Here is a 24,501-nt window from a genome sequence, read left to right as displayed (position 1 = left end):
TGAGCCATGTCTATCAAGCAAATTCGTCACTTCGGAGACCCGGTTCTTGTCACACCGGCTTCGGAAGTTATCGACTTTGATAAAGAGCTGCGAACGCTTGTGAAGGACCTCACCGAAACAATGCTCGATGCACCTGGTGCAGGGCTAGCCGCGCCACAGATTGGTGTCCCACTTCGAGTCTTTGTCTGGGATGTCGATGAAACTATTGGGCATCTAATCAATCCAACTCTTGATTTGAGTGAGGAGATGCAGGAGGGAGATGAGGGATGCTTAAGTTTTCCGGAACTGATCTATCCAACCCCTCGTGCATTTAGAGCGGTAGCAAGAGGATTTACGATGCATGGTGATCCTGTCACTATCGAAGGCACAGAACTTCTAGCTCGAGCGCTCCAGCATGAAACAGATCATTTGAATGGAATTCTCTTCATTGATCGACTCTCAGATGAAGATCGAAAAATAGCGATGAAGGAGATTCGAGAATCCGATTGGTTCGGACTTGCTGGGCAATCGGGAGCATCGCCGACAATCAAGGTATCTCCGCATAGTCTTTTTAGGCAAGACAAGCCCGGATTGAGTCTTTAGTTGCGGATCGCGGTAGCAGCAACGCCTGAAGTAGCGATTCCGTCTCTGGATGCACTTTTGGCCTCTGATCATGAATTGCTCTGTGTCATCACGCCACCTGACCGACCATCCGGTCGAGGTCAGAGCCTCAATGAATCAGCTGTCTCAGGATGGGGTAACGAGAATGGCATCGAAGTTTACAAACCAGAGCGAGATGCCAGCTTTGATTCCTATCTAGCGAATACTGATGTCCTGATCACAATCGGATACGGTGTCATATTGCCAAAACGAGTATTTGATCTACCTCGTTACGGTTCACTTAATCTGCATTTCTCACTCTTGCCTAGATGGCGTGGGGCAGCACCTGTGCAACGAGCGATTGAAGCCGGAGATAAAGTCTCGGGAGTTACCGTCTTTAAATTAGATGATGGTATGGATACCGGACCGATCTATACCCAGAATCGATTCGCGCTAGATGCCGATATCACCAGTGATGAACTCTTCGTTGAATTGGCAGAATTAGGAGCGGAGGCACTTCTTCACACGTTAGAACTTATGAAGTCTGGAGTTAAGCCCACGCCACAAGAGAATCACAGCGCTACCCGAGCTCTTAAGTTGAGCAAGGAAGAAGGACGCATAGATTGGACTCAACCGGCAACTGCCATATCCAATAAAATCCGCGCCTTCACTTCCCAACCTGGCGCTTGGACTAATTTTCGAGATACGACGTTGAAAATCGATACTCCCGTTGCGAGTGAGATTACATTAGAACCCGGTGCTCTTCTTCTTGAGAACAAGAAGTTATATGTGGGAACCGCCTCTGCTGCTTTAGAAATTGGTCACATCACACCGTCTGGTAAATCCAGAATGCCTTCCTCGCAATGGGCAAATGGGGCACGTTTAATCCCCGGTGATCTCTTTGGTTAAGCCACGCAGAGATACCTTTAAATCACCCAAACCCGATGCTCCCAGAGTGTTGGTCTTTGATTTACTGACAGAAGTTAATCGCAATGGGGGATACTCGAATCTGCTCTTGCCACAAGCCCTGTCAGCCTCGAATTTCGAGATGCGAGACAAGGGTTTCGTCACCGAACTTCTCTACGGGACTCTGCGAATGCAAGGACGACATGACTACATCTTGCAGCAGGTATCGGATCGTCCATTATCAGAGGTGGACACTGGCATCGTAGATATCTGCCGGATGGGAGTTCATCAGTTATTTGAGATGCGCGTAGCAACCCATGCTGCCGTTTCGGCAACTGTTGAACTCGCCCGAAAAGTTATTGGTGAATCGAAGGCTTCCTTTGTCAATGCAATACTGCGCAAAGTCAGCTCACAAACCTTAGAACAATGGCTTGAACCCACTTCATTTATTGCGGACCCGATTGCGCGTCTTGCTATTCGGTATTCGCACCCGGAATGGATTGTTTCGGCCTACTTTGATCTACTCAAAGATCTAGATCGGGTCGAAGAAGAACTTGCAGTAAATAATATTCCAGCGATGCCCACACTGGTCGCCTGGCCGGGGGATTCGACTCAAGCAGAATTAGTTGATTTAGGTGGGGTTGCAACAGAGTATTCACCTTACGGTGCCCGATTCGATGGCGCACCCGGGACGCTAGAGGTCATTAGACATCGCAAGGCAGGAGTGCAAGATGAAGGATCGCAGTTAGTTGCACACATCTTTTCACTTGCAACTAAGGATTCTGCCTCGCTTCTAGATTTATGTGCCGGCCCGGGGGGAAAGGCGGCCCTTCTTGCTCATCTAGCAAGTGCGAATGGCCAGGAATTTACCGCCAACGAAATTTCTGAGGCGCGTGCAAAGTTAGTAAAAAACGTGATTGGCAAGTTTCTAGTGCTGGTTGGTGATGGCAGAGAGATTGCATCACTCGGACATACATACGATGCGATTCTGGCGGATGTTCCTTGCACGGGCCTTGGCGCCTTACGACGCAGACCAGAGGTTCGCTGGCGAAGAACCGTGCAAGACCTGCGAGGTTTACTGGTCCTACAAAGAGAGTTATCTGATGCGGCAATCTCAGTTCTTAATCCTGGGGGAGTATTTGGCTATGCAACATGTAGTCCACATTTTTCTGAGACCTCAGGTGAGGTCCTTCGGATACTTAAAGATCATCCGGAGTTAGAGCAAATGGATATCGCACCATTTATTCCTTCTAACCTTGATGGTGCAACGCGTGATAAGTCACTTTCGCTGTGGACCAGCAAGCACGGCACGGATGCGATGTTCTTAGCGCTCTTTCGCAAGAGGAGATAAACTTCTTCCATGTCGAATGAAGTTCGAATCACCCCAAGTATTCTCAATGCGGATTTCGCACATCTTGATGCAGAGATTGCCAAGATTGCGCAGGCAAGTGATTTGATTCACCTGGATATCATGGACAACGTTTTTGTTCCAAATATGACCTTTGATTTTCAGGCCGCAACCGAGATCATTGGGAACTGCCCAATTCCAGTTGATTCGCATTTAATGGTTGCAGATGTGGATTTGATAGCAGTTCAGTATGCCGAAGCTGGATCTGCCAGCGTTACTATTCATGTCGAGGCCACTTCTGCCATTCGCAATACTTTGAAGGAGATTAAGAGCCACGGAGCTCGGGCCTCTATCGCTCTCAAACCCAATACCTCCATTAACGATTATTCAGAGTACTTCGATCTGATCGATATGGTTCTTATCATGACTGTCGAACCCGGCTTCGGTGGACAAAAATTCATGGAAAATATGATGAGCAAGGTCAAAGAAGCGAGAAAATTGATAGGTAGCAGACCTATCTGGCTGCAAGTTGATGGCGGAATTTCACTTTCCACCATCGAGATTGCTCGAGAAGCGGGAGCGGACACATTTGTAGCCGGCAGCGCAGTCTTTAACGCGCAAGATCCGGCGATGATGGTTGAGCAATTGCGCACACAAGCCGCACTTCACTAATACGGCCTCTTGTGCGTAATCTCTCTAGTAAACTAGCGCTATGAAATCATTTGACTCACTCTGGACTGAGTTAGCGCAAAAGCTGGCTGAGCGTGCCGAGGGTTCGGCAACTGTCGCTGCCGTAGATGCCGGAGTTCACACGATCGGAAAAAAGATCCTGGAAGAGGCTGGTGAAGTCTGGTTAGCAGCTGAACATGAGTCAGATGAGGCTTTAGCCGAGGAAATTAGCCAATTGATTTACCATCTACAAACAATGATGCTCGCCCGCGGTCTCACACCTACTGATATTTATAAGTACCTCTAAGGGAAAACAAGGAGTCTCATGTTACGAATAGCTGTCCCAAACAAGGGTTCACTTGCTGATGCCTCGATTGAGATCCTAAAAGAGGCTGGATATCGACAACGTACCGACTCTCGCGATCTGGTTCTGATAGACCCTGCTAATGGCGTTGAGTTTTATTATCTTCGCCCACGTGACATTGCGATCTATGTTGGCTCTGGTGAGTTAGAAGCAGGAATCACGGGACGCGATTTGCTCATTGACTCTGGTGCAGATGCGCAAGAAATTCTCCCGCTTGATTTCGGGGGATCAACATTCAGATTCGCTGGACCGGCACATGAGAAGCTTTCGCTATCCTCTATCAGCGGCAAGCGCGTAGCAACGGCCTATCCAGGACTGGTGCAGAAACATCTTGCAGATTTGAAGATTGAGGCAGATGTCGTTCGCCTGGATGGTGCGGTAGAAAGCAGCATCAGATTAGGAGTTGCCGATCTGATAGCCGATGTTGTCAGTACTGGAAATACTCTCCGCCAGGCTGGGTTAGCTATCTTCGGTGATCCAATCTTGGTTTCCGAAGCCATCTTGATTAAAGGCAAAGCGTCAGCCGCAGCTGCCGAATTAGAGATTCTGATTCGTCGTTTGCAAGGCGTTGTGACCGCAAGACAATACGTGCTTCTTGATTATGACATCCCTAAGAAAAGCGTGGATCAGGCTTGCGCCATCACACCTGGTCTGGAGTCGCCGACGATTTCACCGCTTCAAAAACCTGATTGGGTTGCAGTGCGCGCTATGGTGCTACGTAAAGATACCAATCGCTTAATGGATGAACTTTGGGCACTGGGTGCACGCGGAATTCTGGTTACTGATATTCACGCCTGCAGACTGTAATTACTTCCGGCTCGCGCCCGCCTCTTCGATATCTTCTCGTGAAATTCCTAGAAGATAGAGAACTGAATCTAGGTATGGTGCGCTGACAGAGCTATCTGCGGCGGCTTTGACAGCTGGCTTTGCATTAAATGCGATACCCATGCCTGCGATTGCAATCATATCTAGGTCATTGGCGCCATCACCGATTGCAATCGTTTGCTCGAGTTCAACTCCAACAATCTTGGCAAAATCACGAAGCGCAACGGCTTTTGCGGCGCGATCGATGACATCTCCGATGATTTTACCTGTGAGCTTTCCATCGATAACTTCTAGCGTATTCGCTCGGTAATGGGAGATACCCAAATCTTTAAGTATTGGTTCAATGACCGCAGTAAAGCCACCTGAGACAACGGCTACGTTATGTCCAAGCTTATGTAAGGTATCGATCAGAGTGCGTGCTCCAGGGGTAAGAACTATCTGCTCGCGCACATCAGAAATTACCTTCTCCGGAAGTCCCGCAAGCAGTGCAACTCTGGCTTCCAGGCTCTGCCTAAAATCAAGTTCCCCGCGCATGGCGCGTTCGGTTATCTCTCGCACTTGTGGCTCGACGCCAGCATGGGCTGCGAGTAGTTCAATCACTTCTTGCTGAATAAGAGTTGAGTCCACATCTAAAACAACTAACTTCTTGGCCCAGCGCATCAAGCCGCCTGGTGAGACTGCGATATCAATTGCGTACTCATTTGATACCGCAGCTAGTGATTGACGAAGTTTGGCTGGGTTGGCACCAGATACCGTTAGTTCGATTGCAGTAATCGGATAACTAGCGGTGCGGTGAATACGCTCGATATTTCCACTTTGTGCAGTTATTGCTTCTGCTACCGCGGCAATGGAACGAGGATGTAGTTCAGTTGTGAGAAGCACAACGTGAACGAGCCCTGTCTTAGCAGCAATTGTTGCCCCTTCTTGGGCGCCAAAAGAGGTTGCTATGTCAACGGATAATTTCTCGGCACATTCATTGAGGTCTGCCTCAATCGCTTGCGCATGATCGGGATTAAGTGAGATCAGAGCGGTGAGAATAAGTCGCTCACGGATTACTACCTGCTCGATATCCAAAATGGTGACGGCAAAGGGTGCCAGGGTCTCAAAGAGAGCTCGAGTGATTCCGGGGGAGTCGACGCCGGATACGAGAATAAGACCTGTGTAGTGACTCTTCTCGGCGCTCATATGGGTGAGGTTATCGCGAATCACGTTCACTTCGTTCGCAATTTGCGAGTGATTCATTGATTGACGATATATCTTTTGTCACCTATGAGTAATAATCGCGTTCTAGAGCTACGTGATGTCTCTGTCCGAAGAGGCCAGAAGAACATTCTGGGCCCGCTGAATTTTGCGATAGCCCCGGGCGAGCGATGGGTGGTCCTTGGACCAAACGGCGCCGGAAAATCCACTCTTTTGCAAATATTGGCAACAAGGATGTTTCCTACATCAGGAACCGTCTTCTTACTTGATAAGCAGCTCGGCAAGGTCGATGTCTGGGAACTTCGTACCCGAATCGGCATTTGTGGAGCGCTTATCTCAGAAGATATTCCGTCCGATGAGAAAGTACGCGATGTAGTACTCACTGCAGCGTACGCAATTCTTGGTCGTTGGAATGAGGCCTATGACCTATGGGATGAATCCAGAGCCGTAGCTCTTCTCACAACATTTGGGGTGCGGGAATTAGCAGATAGAGAATATGGAACTTTGAGTGAGGGTGAACGCAAGCGCGTTCAAATCTCTCGAGCTCTCATGGCTGACCCAGAGTTACTACTGCTAGATGAGCCAGCCTCTGGGTTAGATCTTGGCGGGCGCGAGGATCTCTTAAAGAGGTTCTCTGTCTTCGCATCCGACCCATTAGCTCCAGCTTCAATTCTTGTCACTCATCACATAGAAGAGATTCCAGCCGGCACCACACATGCTCTCATTCTCAAAGATGGATTAGCGGCCGTCTCAGGTCCAATTCACGAAGTGATTACATCTGAACATATGTCTCATGTCTTTGATTTGCCGATGGAAGTAAGTCACGATGGGTCGCGTTTTTTTGCCCGTGCACTGTAGTTGGAATGGCCTTCTCGACCCATTAACTCCTCAGATTGAGAAGATTCTTCAGATGATCTCCAGCGATGACATCGCACCACGAAACGATCGAATATTTGCTGCCTTAGAAATGGATTTGAGTTCGGTCAAATGTGTGATTGTCGGACAAGATCCTTATCCCACCAGGGGTAATGCCCATGGGTTGGCTTTTTCGGTAAACCCTGATGTGCAGCCGCTGCCAGCATCGCTCAGAAATATCTTCACCGAATTAGTCAGTGATCTTGAGATCGGGCGTCCGAAGAATGGAGATCTTTCTCGATGGCGTGACCAAGGTGTTCTACTTCTCAATCGGGTTCTGACAACAAAGGTAGGCGAAAGTAACGCACACGCAAATATTGGCTGGCAAGAAATAACCACTCAGATTGCTCAAGCTGCAGCAGCACAAGGTGCCATTGGAGTTCTCTGGGGGAAGAGCGCACAGGAGTTTTCACATCTTTTCACTCACAGCATCAAAAGTGTTCATCCAAGTCCGCTCAGTGCGTATCGCGGATTCTTTGGTAGTAAGCCTTTTTCGCAAGTAAATAGAGAACTAGAACTTCGGGGAGTTTCTCCCATCAATTGGTCCCTGTAAAGAAATAGGGCCCGCATCCTTAGATGCGAGCCCTATTAAGGAAATCTACTTATTAAATCCAGGCGTTAATTGGAGATGATAAGAAGTAGATCATGAAGAGACCAGAGACAAGGAGAAGCAAAGGATGAACTTCCTTACGACGTCCCTGAACTATGCGAATAACAACGTGGGTAACGAAACCAGCTCCGATACCGACCGAGATGTTATAGCTAAATGGCATCAAGATGATGGTCAGAAAGGCTGGAATGCCAATTCCCAAGTCATCCCACTCGATGTTCTTTACTTGTCCCATCATGAGGAATCCAACAATGATTAGCGCAGGTGTTGCAGCCTCGTAAGGAATGATTGCTACAAGAGGCGCTAGGAATGTCGTCAACAAGAACGCAATTCCAGTCACGATCGAAGAAAGGCCAGTTCTGGCACCCTCACCCACACCAGATGCGGATTCAATGTAACTGGTGTTCGATGAAATACCAGCAGCTCCACCAGCGGCGGCAGCTATTGAGTCAACAACAAGGATGCGATTAGCACCTTCAACGTTGCCGCTCTTATCGACTAATCCTGCTTGGTTTCCAATAGCAGTCATGGTTCCCATTGTGTCGAAGAAGTCTGCGAGCAATAGCGTGAAGACGAGCAGGCATGCTGCCAAAGCACCGGTCTTTGGATTGGTGAACGCTCCAAAGATGTCATCGAATCCCAAACCTAGAGAATCAAAACGTGGAGCATCTGTAAGGTTTAAAGATCCTGATGCGTCCTTCGGTAGCGTCGGAGTATTCAAACCCCATCCTCGTGAGTTTGACTCAGTAGGACTGATGAAGCTATTTCCAACCTTAAATTGGGATTCTACGATGATTGCTAGGACCGTTGAAGAGATGATTCCGATGAGAATGGAACCCTTGATCTTTTTGATCATCAAGATGATGGTCAGGAAGAGACCAAAAGCAAAGACGACAATCGGCCAACCCACAAGTGTTCCGCCGTCACCAAGTTCTAATGGGACCGCTGAAGGTTTCGAGTTCGTGCTTCCCCACACCACATTTGGAGTACGTCGCACGAATCCGGCATCGACTAGGCCAATGAGGGCGATAAACAATCCGATACCCACCGAGATAGCAACCTTAAGCGCCGTTGGAATTGCCTTGAAGACCGCGATTCTAAATCCGGTCAGAACCAGAATAAGAATGAGAATACCTTCAATAAGAACTAAGCCCATGGCTTGCGCCCAGGTAGCGTTCTTTGCGATTGAAACAGCGACAAAGGTGTTTAAGCCCAGGCCGGTAGCAAGTGCCAATGGAAAATTCGCGACAGCTCCCATGAGGATGGTTAAAATTCCGGCGATAAGTGCAGTTCCAGCAGCAACGATAATGATTGCGTTGGTTCTATCTCCGCCACCGATGAATTCTCCAGCGCCATCAGTTGTGGCAAGGATCAGCGGGTTGAGCGCAACGATATATGCCATTGTAAAGAAGGTAACTAGCCCACCTCTAACCTCTTGGGCTATCGATGACCCTCGCTCTTTAATCTTGAAATAGGAATCCAACATAAATGGACCTTTCTAATTTTTTTATCGAGGGTGTTTGCGACCTCGTGTGAAATGACGGCTCACAGACCGAGGGGGATGACTAAACGCTAGTAGGTACTTAGACGTACTTGTGGGTTAAACGCGCAACAAGACCAAGAAAAATGGCGACAGATTGCCCGATAAACAGGGCAAATAGGGCGGTTCCGAGCCCAACAGTGCCTCCAAGGAACCAGCCGATAATTAAGACCGTGACCTCAATGCCCATTCGTACGCGTCCCACACGAACCCCAGTTTTGTAGTGGATCCCGGTCATGGCCCCATCTCGGGGACCACGTCCTAGGCCACAGGTGATGTAGAGGGCGGACCCTAATCCGACCAGTGCGATTCCTATGAAATCAAAGATCACGCCGATAGCAAAGTTGTTCTGCTTGGGGAAGATAATCGTTCCGATTTGAATAAACGCTGCAATGATGACGATATTCGAGATTGTTCCAAAACCAACTCGTTCATTAAGTGGAATCCAGAGCAGCATCACGGAGACGCTAATAATGAAAGTTGCCCATCCGATACTCAATCCAGTTTTTAGTGTGAGACCTTCGGCAAATACTGTCCACGGCGCATTTCCAATTCCAGCCTGGATAAGTAATGAATCACCGAGACCGAAAATAGCTAAACCAAAGAAAAGAATCGCAGTTCGAAGGGGAGTAAGGTCCCAAACTCCTTGCGCGGTCCATGGCGTTATGGGGACAGTCTTATGGGGGCGCAGACTTTGGATGATGGATGCGAAATTCACTTGCTGAGTCTATAGTGGATGAATGTTTGTAGGCCTCGGAACAGTAATCAATTTACTCACCATCATCGTAGGTGCGGCTATCGGAATCGCCTTAGGTGGTCGACTGCCTAAGAGATCGCAGAAGATGATTACTGATGTTCTGGGGCTCATCACCCTATTGGGTGCGACTTCGGCACTTTTGCCGCTATGGTCAAATGAATTCAAGGATTCACTTCCAGATGGATCACCGCTTCTCTTGGTTCTAGCATCCATGCTCATCGGAGGTCTACTCGGAACCGCTCTCAAGATTGAGAAACGAGTTGAGAACTTTGGCGAAAATCTAAGAAAGAAGTTTAAGGCATCTAGTGACAGTCCTTTCGTCGAAGGCTTCGTCAGTGCATCACTGTTGTTTGTGATCGGTCCACTTGCAATCCTTGGCAGCGTCAGCGACGGCATGTCTCAAGGCTTAGATCAATTAATTCTCAAGTCTTCCCTCGACTTCTTTGCCGCCATGGCATTCGCATCGACCCTGGGAATAGGAGTGATGGCATCGATTATTCCAGTTGGCATCTACCAGGGCTTCTGGACGATTATCGGTTTCTTTGCTGGATCTGTTCTCGAGCAGTATCAAATTGATGCGATGACTATCTCCGGAGGGCTGATGCTGGTTGGCATCGGACTGCGACTGCTCAATATCAAGAAAATATCAGTTGCAAATCTGTTGCCAGCTCTGGTTATTGCGCCAGTACTGGCAACAGTCCTACATTCGATCTAAAGCGCGGATGTTGCAATCACATATGTAGTCATCTTGTCTCTATTTTCTCCGATTTAGATTTCAGTAAATGGCAATGGGTCAGAACTTATATGACCGGCTCGTGATGCGCGAGCTGTGACTTGGCGCATGTGGTGTCTACGGCATAGAACCTCATAGGCGACCTCATCGCTTTTGCCAACATCTCCGACCACCACTTGTTCGCCCTCGGTCACCATAACGCCATTAATCGTGCGAGCGTTATGTGTCGCACGTGAACCGCACCAGCAGAGAGCTTCTACTTGCAGAGTGTTCACACGATCGGCAAGTTCCACAAGACGGGCAGAACCTGGGAAGAGTTTGGTTCTAAAATCAGCAAGAATTCCAAATGCATAGACATCAATTCCTAGTCCGTCAACAATCTTTGCCAAACCATCTATCTGTTCAGGCTGATAGAACTGAGCTTCGTCACAGATGATGTAATCGATACGGTCACCAGCAGATAGGTGATCAACCACAAATTTATGAATATCCAATGAGGTTTCAACTTCAATTGCTTCAGATTGCAAGCCTAAACGCGAACTAATAAGACCTGCTCCAGCACGATCCTTACTGGTAAAGATGAGTCCGGTGCGTCCACGTGACTTATGGTTGTGCGCGGTTTGCAGCGCAAGGGTTGACTTACCCGAATCCATAGTTCCGCAGTAATAAATCAGCTCAGCCACGTGGGAATCCTGCCATGAATCGCCGCAATATTCTCTATCCCAAATCCAGACCAAGTGCGCGTAGCGCTCTCGCCATCTGTACCGATAGCGAGGTGCTCATTTCCACACTGATATGAGATGCGTCTCGGTAGGTGACGATTCCATCCAGAACTGCGGGACATGTTCTTGCACATAACCACGGCGTAGGATCTACAAGTAGGTACCCATCAACTGTTATTGAAGGGGTCTTTTCCGTGTTATCGCAATCCCTGGCCTTCTTGAGAGAGAGACAACTAGGAATGTCTTGCTTCGGGTGTGGAGTATCCGCGATATAAATAATCTTCGGTGTTAATCCCCGGAGTGCCATGAGAGTCTTTTGCTGTCCCTCTTGCCACCACTGGGCGCGAGATTGATAACCCTCGGGTCTTTGAAAGTATTGCATTCCGGATACCAGTACTGCATCTGGTTTCAACTCTGCGATTCTCTTGTATACGTTATCTCTCCATTTAGAACATTCAGAGTTTCTGTACCCACCTCTGTCTACCTTGCGTATTGCAGGTCCTGGACACGCGGATTTTGTAAATGAAGTAAGGGCAAAACCATTTTCATAGGCCATTTTCTCCAGCGCGGGAAACCACTGCGCAGCATGAGAATCTCCGAATAGGACAATCCTTCTCTTTGCATCCGATTCACCGTATGTACATTGCGCTGGAATGGTTTGGCCGTTTTCAAGGTGACATCCATCCTGATAGATCTTCGGCTGGGCAAGTACCGATTCAAGCGAGAATTGCTCTCCAGATTTAAGGGTGACCTGATTATTATGTGAATTGATGATAATTATGGAGAGTATTAGAGTGAGAATTGTTATCAGTGTGGCGCCGGCCAAGATTCTTGTTTGAGAAAACTCCCGTACACGAAGTGGCTGTTCAACGAAGCGATGAGTAAGGTCAGAAAGAATCAGAGTCAGAACTATCGCTATCAGGCGCTCGATGATGGAAAGCTCACGCCCGAGGTAGAGGTTAGGAATTACCAATACTGGCCAGTGCCACAAATAGAGGGGATAGGAGATATTTCCTAACCATTGGATGACAGGTAACCGTGAAGAAGTATCGATGACTTTCGGCCAGTTTTTCACTGAAGCAAGTGTGAGTGCAGTTGCTAGTACGGGAAAAAGCGCTGCAGTTCCAGGAAATGCCGTTGCATCGGTAAAGCGAGCGGCGGAATAACCGATGGCAATGACTGCAAGCCAGGCAAAGCCTTGGAAATCTCTCCACTTTGCCGGAAAGAAAAGGACGAGCGCTCCAATACCTAACTCCCAAGCTCTCGTGGGTAAGGAATAGAAAGCCCACAAGGGAGATGCAGATGTCAGATAGAGACTTAACAGAAATGAGATCAGGGTGATTACTGCGATACCAATGCCTACAGTTCGCCGGTTACCGAACCTATAGAGCATGTAGATAATCAGTGGCCACAGAAGATAGAACTGCTCTTCCACGGCTAATGACCAATAATGAATTACCACTGGAGGAAGCGCATCTAAATTCTGATAATCCATTTGCCAGAGGGCAAAGAAATAGTTGGAGATATAGAGCGAAGCCGCTGCAATATCTCGGCCTAAGTCAGCTCGAAGAATTGATGGATATACCCACCATGAAACTAGCGCTGTAATTATCAGAACGAGAGAGCTAGCCGGAAGTAATCGCTTTATTCGGCGGAGATAGAACCTAGCAAAGGAAGTACCATCGGCTTTTTCACATTCCCGAAGAAGGAGAGATGTGATGAGATAACCAGAGATGACGTAGAAGATATCGACGCCGATATATCCACCGGGTAAAAACTTGGCGTGATAAAGCAGAACCAGGACTACCGCAAGCGCCCTGAGTCCTTGAATCTGAGGTAGACGCATTTATGCCTGTGATAGTGAGAAAACGGGGGGAGCAGAATCTAAGCTCGCGATCTTGGCGCGTCCTGCCAATTCTGGAATCTCCAAAAGAACTACTGCTTGGACAACAGATGCACCGAGATCTTGAATTAACAGTATTGCTGCCTTAAGAGTTCCACCAGTTGCTAGAACATCATCAATCAGGAGTACTCGCGAACCAGGCTCCATCGCATCAGTATGAATCTCTAATTCGTCCTGGCCATACTCCAAGCTGTAACTGCGCGAAAAAGTTGTGTAAGGCAATTTTCCAGATTTACGAATTGGGATGAATCCGACTTTCTTTTCCAAGGCGATCGCGCTACCCAAGATGAACCCACGCGCATCCAGTGCGGCCACATAGTCAATTTCATCGCCAATAGCGGCGAGGGCTGAAATGACGGTGGCAAATGCCTCTGGATTGGCCAATAAGGGGGAGATGTCCTGAAAGAGAATCCCCGGTTTAGGGAAATCCGGGATAGGTCTAATCAATGCAAGTGCTTGACTGATATCCATAGTTGCACCACCGTAACTGTGTCCGAACGGGGACTTGAACCCCGAATCCCTTGCGAGAACTAGCACCTCAAGCTAGCGCGTCTGCCAATTCCGCCACCCGGACGAGTACCCGCTCGCTAGAAGATAAATCTTATGCGCTCGAGTCGAAATAACTGGGTAACGATATCAACCTGGCGCCATGGGCGCAAAAGAGAGCTATGAAAGGGCAGAATACGACCATGAGTAGCGCAGAGAAGTCGAACACCATTGAGAATGAAGTTGTCGCTATCTGCCAAGACCTTATTCGAATCCCTTCAATAAATTATGGAGAAGGCAAGGGAGATGAAAAGGCATGTGCAGAATATGTCGTTGCCTCACTCGCTGAAGTTGGAATCAAAGCAGATATATACGAGTCTGCTCCCAATCGCTGCAATGTGATCGCGCGTATACCTGGAAAAGATAGTTCACTCGGCGGTTTAGTAGTCCATGGGCATCTCGATGTTGTTCCGGCGAACGCTAGTGAGTGGTCAGTAGATCCCTTCGCTGCCGAAATTCGCGACGGCATGATCTGGGGTCGCGGGGCAGTGGATATGAAGAATATGGACGCGATGATTTTGACCGTCGTTCGCGAGTGGTCGCGCACCGGATTTCAACCACAGCGAGATATTGTCTTAGCTTTTTTTGCCGACGAAGAGGCGGGAAGTTCTTACGGTTCCAGGTTTATGACTGCCAAGCACCCGGAAGTTTTTGCTGGGTGCACCGAGGCCATATCTGAGGTAGGCGGTTTTTCAGTCACCGTTACTGGCGGAAAACGTTTGTACTTTATCGAGGCTGCGCAAAAAGGCATCCACTGGATGAAGATCACCGCACATGGTCGCGCTGGTCACGGTTCGATGTTAAATGATGAGAATGCTATAACTTTGATAACGGAGGCGGTAGCCAAGATTGGTCGATACCAATGGCCTCAGAGATATACGAAGACAGTCAAGATTCTCTTTGAAAAAATTGCGCAAGCTACGGGCAAACCATTCAACCCGGTAGATCTCACACCTTTATTGGCAGAGATTGGTCCGACGGCTCGAATGGTGGGAGCAACGTTGCAGAACACAGCTAACCCAACGATGTTGGAAGCTGGATATAAGGAGAACGTAATTCCGGCATCTGCTTCGGCTGTCATTGACGGAAGATTCTTACCTGGATATGAAGATGAACTTGATTCAACAATTAAATCAATCATTGGTCCAGATATTGAAATAGAAACTATTACTCGCGATATTGCACTCGAGGTTGATTTTGAAGGAGACCTGGTGGAGGCGATGTGTGCTGCAATCTTGGTCCATGATCCTGAAGGTATTCCCGTTCCATATGTCATGAGCGGTGGAACTGATAACAAAGCGCTATCAGAACTTGGGATCATTGGTTATGGATTTAGCCCACTGCGCCTTCCGCAAGATTTGGATTTCATGTCTTTATTCCACGGGGTAGATGAGCGCGTGCCAATCTCTGGCCTTCACTTTGGGGTTCAGGTACTGAAGGAATTTCTAGAGCAGGCTTAAGCAGAGATTTCATCGAGCACGCTGCGCACGATATCTGGCAAGGATATTTCTTCGGATTTCAAAATTCCACGAAGTTGGCCACCAGTTCTAGCTCCCACTATCGCACTCGTTACTCCAGGGGTGTCTCGCACCCACGCAAGTGCAACTTCCAATGGGGAGTAACCAAGACCGCTAGCTGCTACAGATACTGCTTCAACTATTCGGGTCGACTTCTCATTCAAATAAGGCTCAACATGTTTCACAAAGTGCGGGGCTGCAGCGCGCGAATCACTGGGAATCCCAGTTCGATATTTTCCTGTTAAGACTCCACGACCCAAGGGCGCCCAGGCTAAAGCCCCAATTCCAGTTGCACGAGCACAGGGAAGTATTTCTTCTTCCGCGCTTCGATTGAGCAGCGAGTACTCAATCTGATTTGAGACTATCGGTGCTTTTGCGGAATTACTCTCTTGAATGGTGATTGCTCGCGCACTTTGCCAGCCAGAGAAATTAGAAACTCCAACATGGCGAGCTTTCCCCGATGTGTATGCGTAATCAAGTGCTGAAAGAGTGTCTTCTAGCGGGGTATGTTCATCCCACATCTGAATCTGCCAGATATCGACATAATCAGTTTCGAGTCGCGATAGTGACTTATCCAATTCTGCAATGAGTGCGGTGCGAGAGTTATTTACGGTGCGAACACCGCCTGGATGTGAGACACCTGCCTTCGTAGCAATCACTACATCGGCGCGATTAAAGAGCGTTCCAATCAGTCCACCAATAACTCGCTCGCTATCTCCATCGCCAAAGGTAGGAGAGGTATCCAGGAAGTTGCCACCAGCTTCGATATAGGCACGGCATTGATCTGCGGCCTCGTGCGTATCGGTATCTCGACCCCATGTCATTGTTCCCAGACCCAGCCGAGAGAGTGTGAGGCCACTATTTCCAGCCCGTCTCATCTCCATGACGCAGACCCTAGCAAGGGGATAGCGAAAAAGTGGTGATTAGAAATTTAGCGATAACCTTCGTGTTGTGGCGCGAATAATCCTTCTAAGACATGCACATTCAATCGCCAATGAATCTGGAATTTTGGCAGGGCAATTGCCTGGCATCTCTTTGAGTAAAAAGGGGAGCCAACAGGCTATTGACTTGGTAGATCGCATTGGAAAAGTCTCATTTGATTCGATCCGCATGAGTCCGATGCAACGTTGTCAGGAGACGCTCGCGCCGTGGCTGGAATCCTCGAACTCCAATGGACTAAAGAAATTCATTTTAGATGAGAAACTGATTGAAATGAATTATGGCAGTTGGAGTGGCAAGAAACTCAACTCACTAGCTAAGCAACCCCTCTGGAAGATTATTCAGAAAACTCCGAGCAAGGTTGAATTTCCGCAAGGTGAACGCATGACCGCTATGCAAAAGCGTGCTGTGGCTTCCATTGAAGAGGCAGTGCTAGAGAAATCTAAAGGGACTCACTTGTTTGTGAGTCACGGTGATGTCATTAAGGCAATGGTTGCGAGTCTATTGAAGATAAAACTTGATAATTTCCAGTCTTTAGTAATCGATCCCGCCTCGATTACGATGCTTGAATATGATGGCGAAAGTGCACGCCTAATACTTTTCAATGACAATCTTACGCACCTAGAAGGCTCGCTCTCGGGTGCGCGTCCCAAGAAAATGCTCTTGGGTGGTGGAGCCGGAGCTGTCAGGCGAAACAAGAAATGAGTTCGCAGATAATTCTCTTTGAACAACCGGAGAGATTTACAGTTGGCACGGTAGGTCAGCCAGGGGAACGAACCTTCTTTATTCAAGCTCAAAGTGGTTCACGTTTAATCTCAGTTTCGCTCGAAAAGACGCAGGTCCAAGCTCTGGCAGATCGCTTGCTCTACACAATCCGAGATATCAAGCAGAACAATCCAAACGTTAGCTTTTCCCGTCTTGTGAAAGATGATGCACCGCTGAGTACTCCCATTGAAGAAGAGTTTCGCGTCGGCGTTATCGGCTTAGCTTTCGATGCAGAGCAAGGTTTGATTCAAGTAGATTTCCAGGCTATTAATGAAGGTAGCGATCAGGATCCAGAGTTCATAGATGTCGATGATCTAACAGGTGACCAGGATATTTTGCGTGTTCTCATTACTCCAAGTGAAGCTGATCGATTCTCCAAGCGAGCCTTCATCGTGGTGGGCGCAGGACGCCAGCCGTGTCCATTTTGTGGTGGACCGATAGATGTCAAAGGTCATCTATGTCCGCGCTCAAATGGCTATCGCAGATGAGTAAGGTCATTGAACACCTGCTTTCCGGAACTCTTGAGGTAACCGGTCGATTAGTTGATGCATCTAATGCCACTCTCTATGGCGAATGCACTTTTAGCGATGAGAAGATGGCTGTCATATATAAACCCATCGCAGGAGAGCGACCGCTCTGGGATTTTCCGGACGGAAATTTAGCTCACCGCGAATACGCCTCCTACTTAATTAGTGAATATTCCGGTTGGAAAGTTGTTCCACCCACCGTATTACGAGAAGGACCATTCGGTTTAGGAATGGTGCAGCAGTGGATTGATATCGATGAGTCAATTGATTTGGCCTTGTACTACCGGGAGGATAACGAGAACCTTCGTCGGATGGCTCTATTTGATGCCGTCATTAACAACACCGATCGAAAAATAGGTCACTTGTTGCCTGTCGTTGATGGCAGTCTTCTTGGTTGTGATCATGGCGTCACATTTCACGAAGAGAACAAACTGCGAACCGTTATTTGGCAGTTTGCTGAGCGCGAACTCACCGCCGAAGAGATACACGCCCTCGATGAGTTAGTCACTCGGTTGCACACTGAATCCGAGGTTTTGCGTGGATTAATCACTGAGATTGAATTTAGCGCCCTGATTGCAAGAATCGAAGGCCTCATGGAATCTGGGAAATTTCCATCTCCAAGTGAAGATTGGCCTGCTGTGCCATGGCCCCCTTTTTAAAGTAAAGTTGCGATATGCGTGCCTGGCCAGAGATTTACATTCCCAAGCTCTCCAGTAGATTCTCACTCGAGCCTCTTTCACTACTGAACACCGCTACTCAACAGGTTGAAACCATTCCGCAGAAGCCTGTCTACCGGATGTATGTATGCGGCATTACTCCATACGATGCAACGCATCTAGGACACGCAGCCACCTATCTCACTTTCGATTTAATTCATCGCTATCTCAAAGCAACCGGTGCTGAGGTTCGTTTTGTTCAGAACATTACTGATATCGATGATCCACTGTTAGAGCGCGCCGCACGCGACGGTATCGATTGGCAGGATCTGGCTAACTCTCAAATAGATCTCTTTCGTGGTGATATGGCCGACCTTCACGTTCTGCCTCCACAACACTATGTCGGAGTTGTCGAGGCAATGCCATTGGTAGTGGACTCAATAATGAAATTGCAGGAGTCAGGGACGACCTATAGCCTCGAAAATGACCTCTACTTTAGAACTCATTCTGATGAGGAATTCGGCACCCGTTCTCATTACACAGATGAGCAAATGCTCTCCATCTTCGCCGAACGCGGGGGAGACCCACAACGTGCTGGCAAAGAGAATCCTTTTGATGCACTTCTCTGGTTAGCCCAACGTGAAGGTGAACCTGGCTGGGCCAGTCCGTTTGGTATGGGCCGGCCTGGCTGGCATATCGAATGTTGTGCCATCGCACTTCATTATCTGCAGCCTGATACGCATGATGACTTTGCAATAGATATTCAAGGTGGGGGTAGTGATCTAATTTTTCCTCATCATGAAATGTCCGCGGCTCAAAGTCGAATCATTGGGCGCCAACGATTTGCTCGCACTTATGTACATGCAGGAATGATTGGTCTTGATGGCGAGAAGATGAGTAAGTCAAAGGGAAATTTGCTCTTTGTCTCGCAACTCATTGCAGAAGGTGTCGAACCGATGGCGATTAGATGGGCGCTGATGGGTCATCAATTCTCACAGGACCTGATGTGGAATAGGGAAATTTTGGTTCAAGCAGCGACTGAAATTGATGATCTTCGACTGCAATTGAGTCGAGTAGATGTTGCGGCAACGGATGAGGTTATCGCATCGATAATTTCAGCACTGGGCGATAATCTCGATACTGTGAAAGTTCAAACGATTATTCGCAGTTGGATGCGAGATACAAGTGATGGAAAGAGCGGCGGGCATGCAGGGGAACTTTCGCGAGCGTTAGATACCTTGCTTGGACTAGCGCTCTAATTTCCGCTTTGCCGACGTAGAAATCTTTCCAATTCGCGCGCAATTGATTCACCGGTGACATCAGGGAGTTCCGAGGCATCCTTGCTCTCTTCCAAAGCTTTCACATACTCAGCAACATCGGAGTCCTCTTTCGCCATCTCTGTTACCTCAACCTCCCAGGCAGTTGATTCTTCGGGAAGTGCGCCTTGCGGGATTGAGATTCGCAGAAAATCTTCGAGGGCATTCACAAGTGCAAGTGATGCTTTTGGCGATGGCGAGTTTGAGGCGTAGTGGGGAACGGCAGCCCATAAGGAGACTGCGTCAATGTCGCGCTGCACACACGCGACCTGAATGACACCTAGGATTCCAGTTGGGCCTTCATATTTACTTATCTCAACACCTAGACGCTGTGCAATATCTGGATGTGCGCCACTTCCACTGACAGTAATTGGACGTGTGTGAGGAGTATCGGCGAGCATCGAACCAAGAGTGATGACTAAATCAATCTCAAGATCTTCTGCCAGATCTAGCAGGTCAGAGGTAAAGGTCTTCCATTTCATAGATGGTTCCACGCCGCGCACGACAATAAAATCATGATCAAGTGTGGGAGTGCGAAGTGCGTAGATCTGCGTTCCTGGCCAGGTCAGATTACGAACACTTGATTCATCTACATAGATCATTGGCCTATTTACTTGAAAGTCATAGAACTCTTCTGGGTCAACATCTGCGATTAACTCAGGAACCACATCAAATGAAGGATCAGTCCACGAACCTAATAGGTGAGATAGAGCGCCGGTTGCAGCTTCGGCAGCATCATTCCAACCAGAAAAAGCGATAACCATCACTGGTGAACGCAAAGAAGGAATTTGATGAATCTCCACAGCGACACCTTAAGGTAATCTCTGCCATGTGACGAGCGAGAAAAACCCTCAAAAACTGATGGATGGCCTCATGCGGCGCGCCCTCGCTCACGGCACCGTCATCGCCGACGGCGCGATGGGAACGATGCTCCAAGCTGCAGATCCTTCATTAGAAGATTTCCAGGGCCATGAAGGTTGCAATGAAATTCTGAACGTGACACGCTCAGATCTCGTTCGCTCTGTGCACGATGCCTATCTAGAGGTCGGCGTTGATGCCATTGAGACCAATACCTTTGGCGCAAACTGGGCGAACTTGGCCGAGTATGGAATTGAAGACCGAATCTATGAACTGGCCTATGCCGGCGGTGTCATTGCTCGACAAGCCGCTGATGCTTACTCAACTTCTGATAAACCGCGCTTTGTTCTTGGTTCACTCGGTCCCGGTACCAAACTACCTAGCCTTGGTCATACAACATATGAAAAGTTGAAAGAGGCTTATTACACCGCCTCTAAAGGTTTAGTTGATTCCGGTTCTGATGCGTTGCTGATTGAAACCACACAGGATTTATTGCAGGCTAAAGCAGCGGTCAATGGCGCCAGGCAAGCAATCACAGAAGCTAAGCGGGATATCATGCTGATTGCGCAGGTCACGGTTGAGACAACAGGGACGATGCTCTTGGGTTCTGAAATCGGAGCAGCGTTAAACGCACTTGAGCCACTCGATATTGATCTCATCGGATTAAATTGTGCAACCGGACCAACCGAGATGTCAGAGCACTTGCGGTATCTCTCGAAGAATTCGCGGGTGGCAATCTCAGTGATGCCAAATGCCGGTCTACCGATTCTGGGCAAGAAAGGTGCTGAGTATCCGCTAGGGCCAGAAGAGCTAGCGGTTGCGCTTGAAACCTTCGTCAATGACTATGGAATCACTTTGATTGGTGGTTGCTGTGGCACAACTCCGGCCCACATGCAGGCCGTTGTGAAGAAATTGTCTGCCAAGAAAGTTGATGCACGGAAAATCACTATTGAACCAGGTGCTTCTTCTATCTATCAATACGTGCCTTTTAGACAAGAGAAAACATACCTAGCGATAGGCGAGCGTACCAACGCCAATGGTTCACGAGCTTTTAGAGATGCCTTGGTTGCTGAGGATTGGGCGACCTGTGTTGAGATAGCCCGAGATCAGATTCGAGATGGCGCCCATATGCTTGATCTCTCCGTTGATTATGTTGGTCGCGATGGTGCTAGAGATATGAAGGAGCTTGCTTCTCGATTTGCCACATCTTCCACTCTTCCGATTGTTCTTGATTCAACAGAGCCGGCAGTACTCAAAGCTGGCCTGGAATCACTCGGCGGACGTAGCGTAATTAACTCGGTTAACTATGAAGATGGCGACGGTCCCACTTCACGCTTTGCAAAAATTATGCCACTTGTGAAAGAACATGGTGCCTCGGTAGTAGCACTTACTATTGATGAGGAAGGCCAGGCGCGTACTGCTGAGTGGAAGATGCGTGTTTCACGTCGCTTGATAGCTGACTTAACCGAGAACTGGTCGATGAATGTCGGCGATATTTTGATTGACACACTCACCTTTCCTATCGCGACAGGTCAAGAAGAGACCAGACGTGATGGACTTGAAACAATTAGTGCGATTCGCACCTTAAAGAGTGAATATCCAGATGTACAAACAACTTTAGGTGTGAGCAATGTTTCCTTCGGCCTCAATCCCGCTGCCCGAGTAGTACTCAACTCCGTCTTTCTCTCTGAGTGCGTCGAAGCAGGCCTTGATTCGGCCATCGTCCACCCTTCCAAGATCATGCCGATGGCCAGAATCGAACCGCGCCAAAAGGAAGTGGCACTCGATCTTATTTATGACCGCCGAGTTTTTGATGGTGAGAATTGCACATATGACCCACTGCAAGAGTTCCTCCAACTTTTTGAAGGCGTGGAGTTAGCTGCCTCTCGTAACATCAGAGCTTCAGAATTAGCCGCACTTCCACTTCGCCAACGCTTAGAGCGCCGCATTATTGATGGTGAAAAAGTTGGGCTCACTGACGATCTAGATGCTGCTATGAGTGAGGGAGTTGCCCCACTTGCAATCATTAATGATCATCTTCTAGAAGGCATGAAGGTAGTTGGGGAGCTCTTTGGTAAGGGTGAGATGCAGCTTCCATTCGTACTGCAAAGTGCGGAAGTTATGAAGTCTGCCGTGGCATACCTAGAACCTCATATGGAGAAGACCAGTGATGGTGGGCGTGGGCGCATGTTACTCGCAACCGTAAAGGGTGATGTGCACGATATTGGAAAGAACCTGGTAGATATCATTCTTTCGAATAACGGATATCAAGTTGTCAACATTGGAATTAAGCAGACTGCCAATCAGATCATCGACGCGGCAATTGAACATAATGTCGACGCTGTAGGTATGTCTGGTCTCTTGGTGAAATCCACTGTCATCATGCGTGAGAATCTGGAAGAGATTACCAGTCGCGGGCTCGATCAGAAATGGCCGATTGTTCTGGGGGGTGCTGCTCTCACGCGTGCCTATGTCGAACAAGACCTAGCCGCAATTTTCCCTGGAGAGGTCAGATATGCGCGAGATGCTTTCGAAGGTTTGCGCTTGATGGATGCAATCATGGCCGTTAAGCGGGGCGATGAAGGAGCGGCGCTGCCGGCACTTCGCGAGCGAAAAGTTAAGGCCGTAGCTAAGTCGAGTGAACCGAAAGTTATTGACACGCAACGAAGTGATGTTGCGATAGATATTGATATACCAAAGGCGCCATTCTTTGGTTCACGTATCGTTAAAGGTATTGCACTCGCTGACTATGTTGGCATGCTCGATGAACGCGCACTATTTGTTGGGCAGTGGGGGCTTAAGGGTGCACGTGGTGAATTTGATGTAATGGCTGAATCTGAAGGTCGGCCACGGCTACGTCAGTTGCTTAACGAAGTCCAGTCAAATGGTTGGCTAGAAGCTGCAGTTGTATACGGATATTTCCCATGCGTCTCAGATGGAAATGACCTTATTATTTTGCATCATGAAGGTCCTCTGGCCGGTCAGGAGAGAACGAGATTCTCATTCCCGCGTCAATCACGCGATCGCAGACTTTGTTTAGCGGACTTCTTTGCAAGTAAAGATTCAGGGAAAACCGATGTTGTTGCCTTCCACGTTGTGACGATGGGAAACACAGTAAGTAAGGCCGCAAATGAGTTATTTGCAGCCGATAAGTATCGTGAATACCTTGAGTTACACGGTCTCTCGGTCCAACTCACTGAAGCACTTGCCGAACATTGGCACGCACGTATTCGCGAAGAGATGGCTATGCGAAATCTTGACTCACCAGATCTACAGGGCATCTTGGATCAGGGTTACCGAGGATCGCGATACTCATTTGGTTATCCAGCTTGCCCTGATATTGAACAGCAGACTCAACTCTGCGAATTACTTGAACCAGGTCGTATTGGAGTTGAACTCTCGGAGGAATTCCAGCTCCATCCCGAACAGAGTACCTCGGCAATTATTGTTCATCACCCAGAGGCGAAATACTTCAACGCTAATTGAGTGAGCTTGTCTACTTCACGTGTGCTGGGCAGATTGCTTTAAAGAAACACCAGTCGCATAATCTCGACTTCCGTGTGGGGAAGTGTCCAGTTTCAATAGCGGTGAGAATCTCGGAGCCAATATTGTTCAATTTCTTTTCAGTAGAAGTCAGCTGCGCTTCGGTCGGTTGACTTTCAATAGTTTTCACATCACCTAAGTAAATTAATCTAAGCATGCGGGGGAGAACTCCGTGGTTCTGCCAGTAGAGAAGTGCGTATACCCGTAGTTGGAATAGCGCTTTCTCCTCCCATCCTGGCTTGGGAGATTTGCCTGTCTTGTAATCGACAATCCGCACTTCACCAGTGGGTGCGATATCAAGTCGATCAACATAACCGTGGAGGTAAACCTCATCCGAAATGTTTCGCTCTAAATGCAGTTCCCGATAGGTTGATTCAAATGTTGTTGGGTTTTCGAGGGAGAAGTAGTTAGTCAATAGCGCCTGTGCACGGTCCATCCACTCTTTCTCATCCAGAACTAGCGCACCAAGTTCTGGGGTTCTCTCCAATTGCGCACTCCACGATGCGGGCAGTAAATCAACCGCGCTCTCAAAAGTTCGATCCGAAGCAGGAAGTTCAAAGATGTCTTCTAGCACTGAGTGAATTAACTTCCCGCGTTCTGCATCAATACTGGGCGGTTCAGGCAAGAGGTCGATAGCTCGGTATTTATAGAGTTGTGGGCAGTTGGTGAAATCATTCATTCTGCTGGGGGAAAGACGTAACTGCTCCATGGGCGCCGACGATACCGCCCGCGCCAGCGCGGGGAGTCATTCCTCGCCTAAGAT

At 48.4% G+C, this 24,501-nt stretch carries 24 protein-coding genes and 1 tRNA gene; 15 read left to right on the top strand and 10 right to left on the bottom strand.

Going from position 1 to position 24,501, the window contains the following annotated elements:
- The first annotated feature begins 6 nt into the window (after positions 1–6).
- Genes def through hisG form a run of 6 tightly spaced genes read left to right on the top strand, consistent with a single transcriptional unit; the run spans position 7 to position 4,673 of the window.
- Positions 7–582, top strand: coding sequence for a peptide deformylase (gene def / locus A1sIIB142_RS03225; protein ID WP_095693647.1), 576 nt, complete (start codon positions 7–9; stop codon positions 580–582).
- Positions 583–1,488 carry a methionyl-tRNA formyltransferase gene (gene fmt / locus A1sIIB142_RS03220; protein ID WP_095693646.1) on the top strand — a complete coding sequence of 302 codons (906 nt, stop codon included), beginning with the start codon at positions 583–585 and terminating at the stop codon, positions 1,486–1,488.
- Complete coding sequence (locus A1sIIB142_RS03215) at positions 1,472–2,836, top strand: transcription antitermination factor NusB (protein WP_223299154.1); 1,365 nt, start codon at positions 1,472–1,474, stop codon at positions 2,834–2,836. The genes fmt and A1sIIB142_RS03215 overlap by 17 nt, the downstream gene beginning before the upstream one ends.
- 9 nt (positions 2,837–2,845) lie before the next feature.
- Positions 2,846–3,505, top strand: coding sequence for a ribulose-phosphate 3-epimerase (gene rpe / locus A1sIIB142_RS03210; protein WP_095693645.1), 660 nt, complete (start codon positions 2,846–2,848; stop codon positions 3,503–3,505).
- A gap of 40 nt (positions 3,506–3,545) precedes the next feature.
- Positions 3,546–3,809, top strand: coding sequence for a phosphoribosyl-ATP diphosphatase (locus tag A1sIIB142_RS03205; RefSeq protein ID WP_095684710.1), 264 nt, complete (start codon positions 3,546–3,548; stop codon positions 3,807–3,809).
- Positions 3,810–3,827: 18 nt separating this feature from the next.
- A complete protein-coding gene (hisG, locus tag A1sIIB142_RS03200) occupies positions 3,828–4,673 on the top strand; it encodes an ATP phosphoribosyltransferase (RefSeq protein ID WP_095693644.1) in 846 nt (281 codons plus the stop codon).
- On the opposite strand, the gene serB is transcribed toward hisG, so the two are convergent.
- Complete coding sequence (gene serB, locus A1sIIB142_RS03195; protein ID WP_223299153.1) at positions 4,674–5,933, bottom strand: phosphoserine phosphatase SerB; 1,260 nt, start codon at positions 5,931–5,933, stop codon at positions 4,674–4,676.
- 27 nt (positions 5,934–5,960) lie between these two features.
- On the opposite strand from serB, the gene A1sIIB142_RS03190 reads away from it, so the two are divergent.
- On the top strand, positions 5,961–6,749 hold the full coding sequence (locus A1sIIB142_RS03190) for an ABC transporter ATP-binding protein (protein WP_095693643.1): 789 nt from the start codon (positions 5,961–5,963) through the stop codon (positions 6,747–6,749).
- Positions 6,718–7,359: a uracil-DNA glycosylase gene (locus A1sIIB142_RS03185; protein WP_095693642.1), complete on the top strand. Its 642-nt coding sequence runs from the start codon at positions 6,718–6,720 to the stop codon at positions 7,357–7,359. The genes A1sIIB142_RS03190 and A1sIIB142_RS03185 overlap by 32 nt, the downstream gene beginning before the upstream one ends.
- Before the next feature lie 52 nt (positions 7,360–7,411).
- Here the strand turns inward: A1sIIB142_RS03185 and A1sIIB142_RS03180 are convergent, their stop codons facing one another.
- Together A1sIIB142_RS03180 and yczE are read right to left on the bottom strand one after the other, a co-directional pair.
- Entirely contained in the window at positions 7,412–8,902 is a 1,491-nt protein-coding gene (locus A1sIIB142_RS03180) for an NCS2 family permease (RefSeq protein ID WP_095693641.1), read from the bottom strand.
- Between the two features lie 97 nt (positions 8,903–8,999).
- Positions 9,000–9,674, bottom strand: coding sequence for a membrane protein YczE (gene yczE / locus A1sIIB142_RS03175; protein WP_095693640.1), 675 nt, complete (start codon positions 9,672–9,674; stop codon positions 9,000–9,002).
- A gap of 22 nt (positions 9,675–9,696) precedes the next feature.
- Here yczE and A1sIIB142_RS03170 point away from each other — a divergent pair, with 22 nt between their 5' ends.
- Positions 9,697–10,428 (top strand): DUF554 domain-containing protein, encoded by a 732-nt coding sequence (locus tag A1sIIB142_RS03170; RefSeq protein WP_095693639.1) that lies wholly within the window; start codon positions 9,697–9,699, stop codon positions 10,426–10,428.
- A 53-nt stretch (positions 10,429–10,481) separates the two neighbouring features.
- Here A1sIIB142_RS03170 and A1sIIB142_RS03165 read toward each other — a convergent pair whose 3' ends face one another.
- The 4 genes from A1sIIB142_RS03165 to A1sIIB142_RS03150 form a co-directional block, all read right to left on the bottom strand.
- Positions 10,482–11,129 carry a thymidine kinase gene (locus tag A1sIIB142_RS03165; protein WP_095693638.1) on the bottom strand — a complete coding sequence of 216 codons (648 nt, stop codon included), beginning with the start codon at positions 11,127–11,129 and terminating at the stop codon, positions 10,482–10,484.
- A gap of 34 nt (positions 11,130–11,163) precedes the next feature.
- Complete coding sequence (locus tag A1sIIB142_RS03160; protein WP_095693637.1) at positions 11,164–13,014, bottom strand: acyltransferase family protein; 1,851 nt, start codon at positions 13,012–13,014, stop codon at positions 11,164–11,166.
- Positions 13,015–13,542, bottom strand: a complete 528-nt coding sequence (locus A1sIIB142_RS03155; RefSeq protein WP_095693636.1) for an adenine phosphoribosyltransferase — start codon at positions 13,540–13,542, stop codon at positions 13,015–13,017. It abuts the gene before it with no gap.
- A gap of 19 nt (positions 13,543–13,561) precedes the next feature.
- A tRNA-Leu gene (locus A1sIIB142_RS03150) sits at positions 13,562–13,645 on the bottom strand.
- Between the two features lie 115 nt (positions 13,646–13,760).
- Here A1sIIB142_RS03150 and A1sIIB142_RS03145 point away from each other — a divergent pair.
- A complete protein-coding gene (locus tag A1sIIB142_RS03145; protein ID WP_095693635.1) occupies positions 13,761–15,077 on the top strand; it encodes a M20/M25/M40 family metallo-hydrolase in 1,317 nt (438 codons plus the stop codon).
- Here A1sIIB142_RS03145 and A1sIIB142_RS03140 read toward each other — a convergent pair.
- Positions 15,074–16,018: an aldo/keto reductase gene (locus A1sIIB142_RS03140; protein WP_095693634.1), complete on the bottom strand. Its 945-nt coding sequence runs from the start codon at positions 16,016–16,018 to the stop codon at positions 15,074–15,076. The two genes, A1sIIB142_RS03145 and A1sIIB142_RS03140, sit on opposite strands and share 4 nt — an antisense overlap.
- 67 nt (positions 16,019–16,085) lie before the next feature.
- On the opposite strand from A1sIIB142_RS03140, the gene A1sIIB142_RS03135 reads away from it, so the two are divergent.
- From A1sIIB142_RS03135 to mshC, 4 genes are read left to right on the top strand one after another with little or no spacing between them, the layout of a single operon-like run.
- Positions 16,086–16,778 carry a histidine phosphatase family protein gene (locus A1sIIB142_RS03135; RefSeq protein WP_095693633.1) on the top strand — a complete coding sequence of 231 codons (693 nt, stop codon included), beginning with the start codon at positions 16,086–16,088 and terminating at the stop codon, positions 16,776–16,778.
- Positions 16,775–17,326, top strand: a complete 552-nt coding sequence (locus A1sIIB142_RS03130; protein ID WP_095693632.1) for a DUF3090 family protein — start codon at positions 16,775–16,777, stop codon at positions 17,324–17,326. The genes A1sIIB142_RS03135 and A1sIIB142_RS03130 overlap by 4 nt, the downstream gene beginning before the upstream one ends.
- Complete coding sequence (locus A1sIIB142_RS03125) at positions 17,296–18,024, top strand: SCO1664 family protein (protein ID WP_223299222.1); 729 nt, start codon at positions 17,296–17,298, stop codon at positions 18,022–18,024. Before A1sIIB142_RS03130 ends, A1sIIB142_RS03125 begins: the two co-directional genes overlap by 31 nt.
- Before the next feature lie 14 nt (positions 18,025–18,038).
- Positions 18,039–19,280, top strand: coding sequence for a cysteine--1-D-myo-inosityl 2-amino-2-deoxy-alpha-D-glucopyranoside ligase (gene mshC / locus A1sIIB142_RS03120; RefSeq protein WP_095693630.1), 1,242 nt, complete (start codon positions 18,039–18,041; stop codon positions 19,278–19,280).
- Here the strand turns inward: mshC and A1sIIB142_RS03115 are convergent.
- A complete protein-coding gene (locus A1sIIB142_RS03115; RefSeq protein WP_095684699.1) occupies positions 19,277–20,140 on the bottom strand; it encodes a PAC2 family protein in 864 nt (287 codons plus the stop codon). The genes mshC and A1sIIB142_RS03115 overlap by 4 nt on opposite strands.
- A 70-nt stretch (positions 20,141–20,210) precedes the next feature.
- Between A1sIIB142_RS03115 and metH the strand changes: the two genes are divergently transcribed.
- On the top strand, positions 20,211–23,681 hold the full coding sequence (metH, locus tag A1sIIB142_RS03110; protein WP_223299221.1) for a methionine synthase: 3,471 nt from the start codon (positions 20,211–20,213) through the stop codon (positions 23,679–23,681).
- Positions 23,682–23,691: 10 nt separating this feature from the next.
- On the opposite strand, the gene A1sIIB142_RS03105 is transcribed toward metH, so the two are convergent.
- A complete protein-coding gene (locus tag A1sIIB142_RS03105; RefSeq protein WP_095693628.1) occupies positions 23,692–24,447 on the bottom strand; it encodes a RecB family exonuclease in 756 nt (251 codons plus the stop codon).
- Between the last annotated feature and the right edge of the window lie 54 nt (positions 24,448–24,501).

The sequence above is a fragment of the Candidatus Planktophila versatilis genome, assembly GCF_002288345.1.
Classification (GTDB): Bacteria; Actinomycetota; Actinomycetes; order Nanopelagicales; family Nanopelagicaceae; genus Planktophila; species Planktophila versatilis_A.
The sequence above is the reverse complement of the archived record's forward strand: the minus strand, read 5'-3'. Positions and strand labels throughout refer to the sequence as shown.

Excerpts from the sequence above, each read along its gene's own strand:
- def (WP_095693647.1), top strand. The coding sequence starts at position 7 with ATGTCTATCAAGCAAATTCGTCACTTCGGAGACCCGGTTCTTGTCACA.
- rpe (WP_095693645.1), top strand. The coding sequence starts at position 2,846 with ATGTCGAATGAAGTTCGAATCACCCCAAGTATTCTCAATGCGGATTTC.
- A1sIIB142_RS03205 (WP_095684710.1), top strand. The coding sequence starts at position 3,546 with ATGAAATCATTTGACTCACTCTGGACTGAGTTAGCGCAAAAGCTGGCT.
- hisG (WP_095693644.1), top strand. The coding sequence starts at position 3,828 with ATGTTACGAATAGCTGTCCCAAACAAGGGTTCACTTGCTGATGCCTCG.
- serB (WP_223299153.1), bottom strand. The coding sequence starts at position 5,933 with ATGAATCACTCGCAAATTGCGAACGAAGTGAACGTGATTCGCGATAAC.
- A1sIIB142_RS03190 (WP_095693643.1), top strand. The coding sequence starts at position 5,961 with ATGAGTAATAATCGCGTTCTAGAGCTACGTGATGTCTCTGTCCGAAGA.
- A1sIIB142_RS03185 (WP_095693642.1), top strand. The coding sequence starts at position 6,718 with ATGGGTCGCGTTTTTTTGCCCGTGCACTGTAGTTGGAATGGCCTTCTC.
- A1sIIB142_RS03180 (WP_095693641.1), bottom strand. The coding sequence starts at position 8,902 with ATGTTGGATTCCTATTTCAAGATTAAAGAGCGAGGGTCATCGATAGCC.
- A1sIIB142_RS03170 (WP_095693639.1), top strand. The coding sequence starts at position 9,697 with ATGTTTGTAGGCCTCGGAACAGTAATCAATTTACTCACCATCATCGTA.
- A1sIIB142_RS03160 (WP_095693637.1), bottom strand. The coding sequence starts at position 13,014 with ATGCGTCTACCTCAGATTCAAGGACTCAGGGCGCTTGCGGTAGTCCTG.
- A1sIIB142_RS03155 (WP_095693636.1), bottom strand. The coding sequence starts at position 13,542 with ATGGATATCAGTCAAGCACTTGCATTGATTAGACCTATCCCGGATTTC.
- A1sIIB142_RS03145 (WP_095693635.1), top strand. The coding sequence starts at position 13,761 with ATGAGTAGCGCAGAGAAGTCGAACACCATTGAGAATGAAGTTGTCGCT.
- A1sIIB142_RS03140 (WP_095693634.1), bottom strand. The coding sequence starts at position 16,018 with ATGGAGATGAGACGGGCTGGAAATAGTGGCCTCACACTCTCTCGGCTG.
- A1sIIB142_RS03130 (WP_095693632.1), top strand. The coding sequence starts at position 16,775 with ATGAGTTCGCAGATAATTCTCTTTGAACAACCGGAGAGATTTACAGTT.
- A1sIIB142_RS03125 (WP_223299222.1), top strand. The coding sequence starts at position 17,296 with ATGTCCGCGCTCAAATGGCTATCGCAGATGAGTAAGGTCATTGAACAC.
- mshC (WP_095693630.1), top strand. The coding sequence starts at position 18,039 with ATGCGTGCCTGGCCAGAGATTTACATTCCCAAGCTCTCCAGTAGATTC.
- metH (WP_223299221.1), top strand. The coding sequence starts at position 20,211 with ATGCGGCGCGCCCTCGCTCACGGCACCGTCATCGCCGACGGCGCGATG.
- A1sIIB142_RS03105 (WP_095693628.1), bottom strand. The coding sequence starts at position 24,447 with ATGGAGCAGTTACGTCTTTCCCCCAGCAGAATGAATGATTTCACCAAC.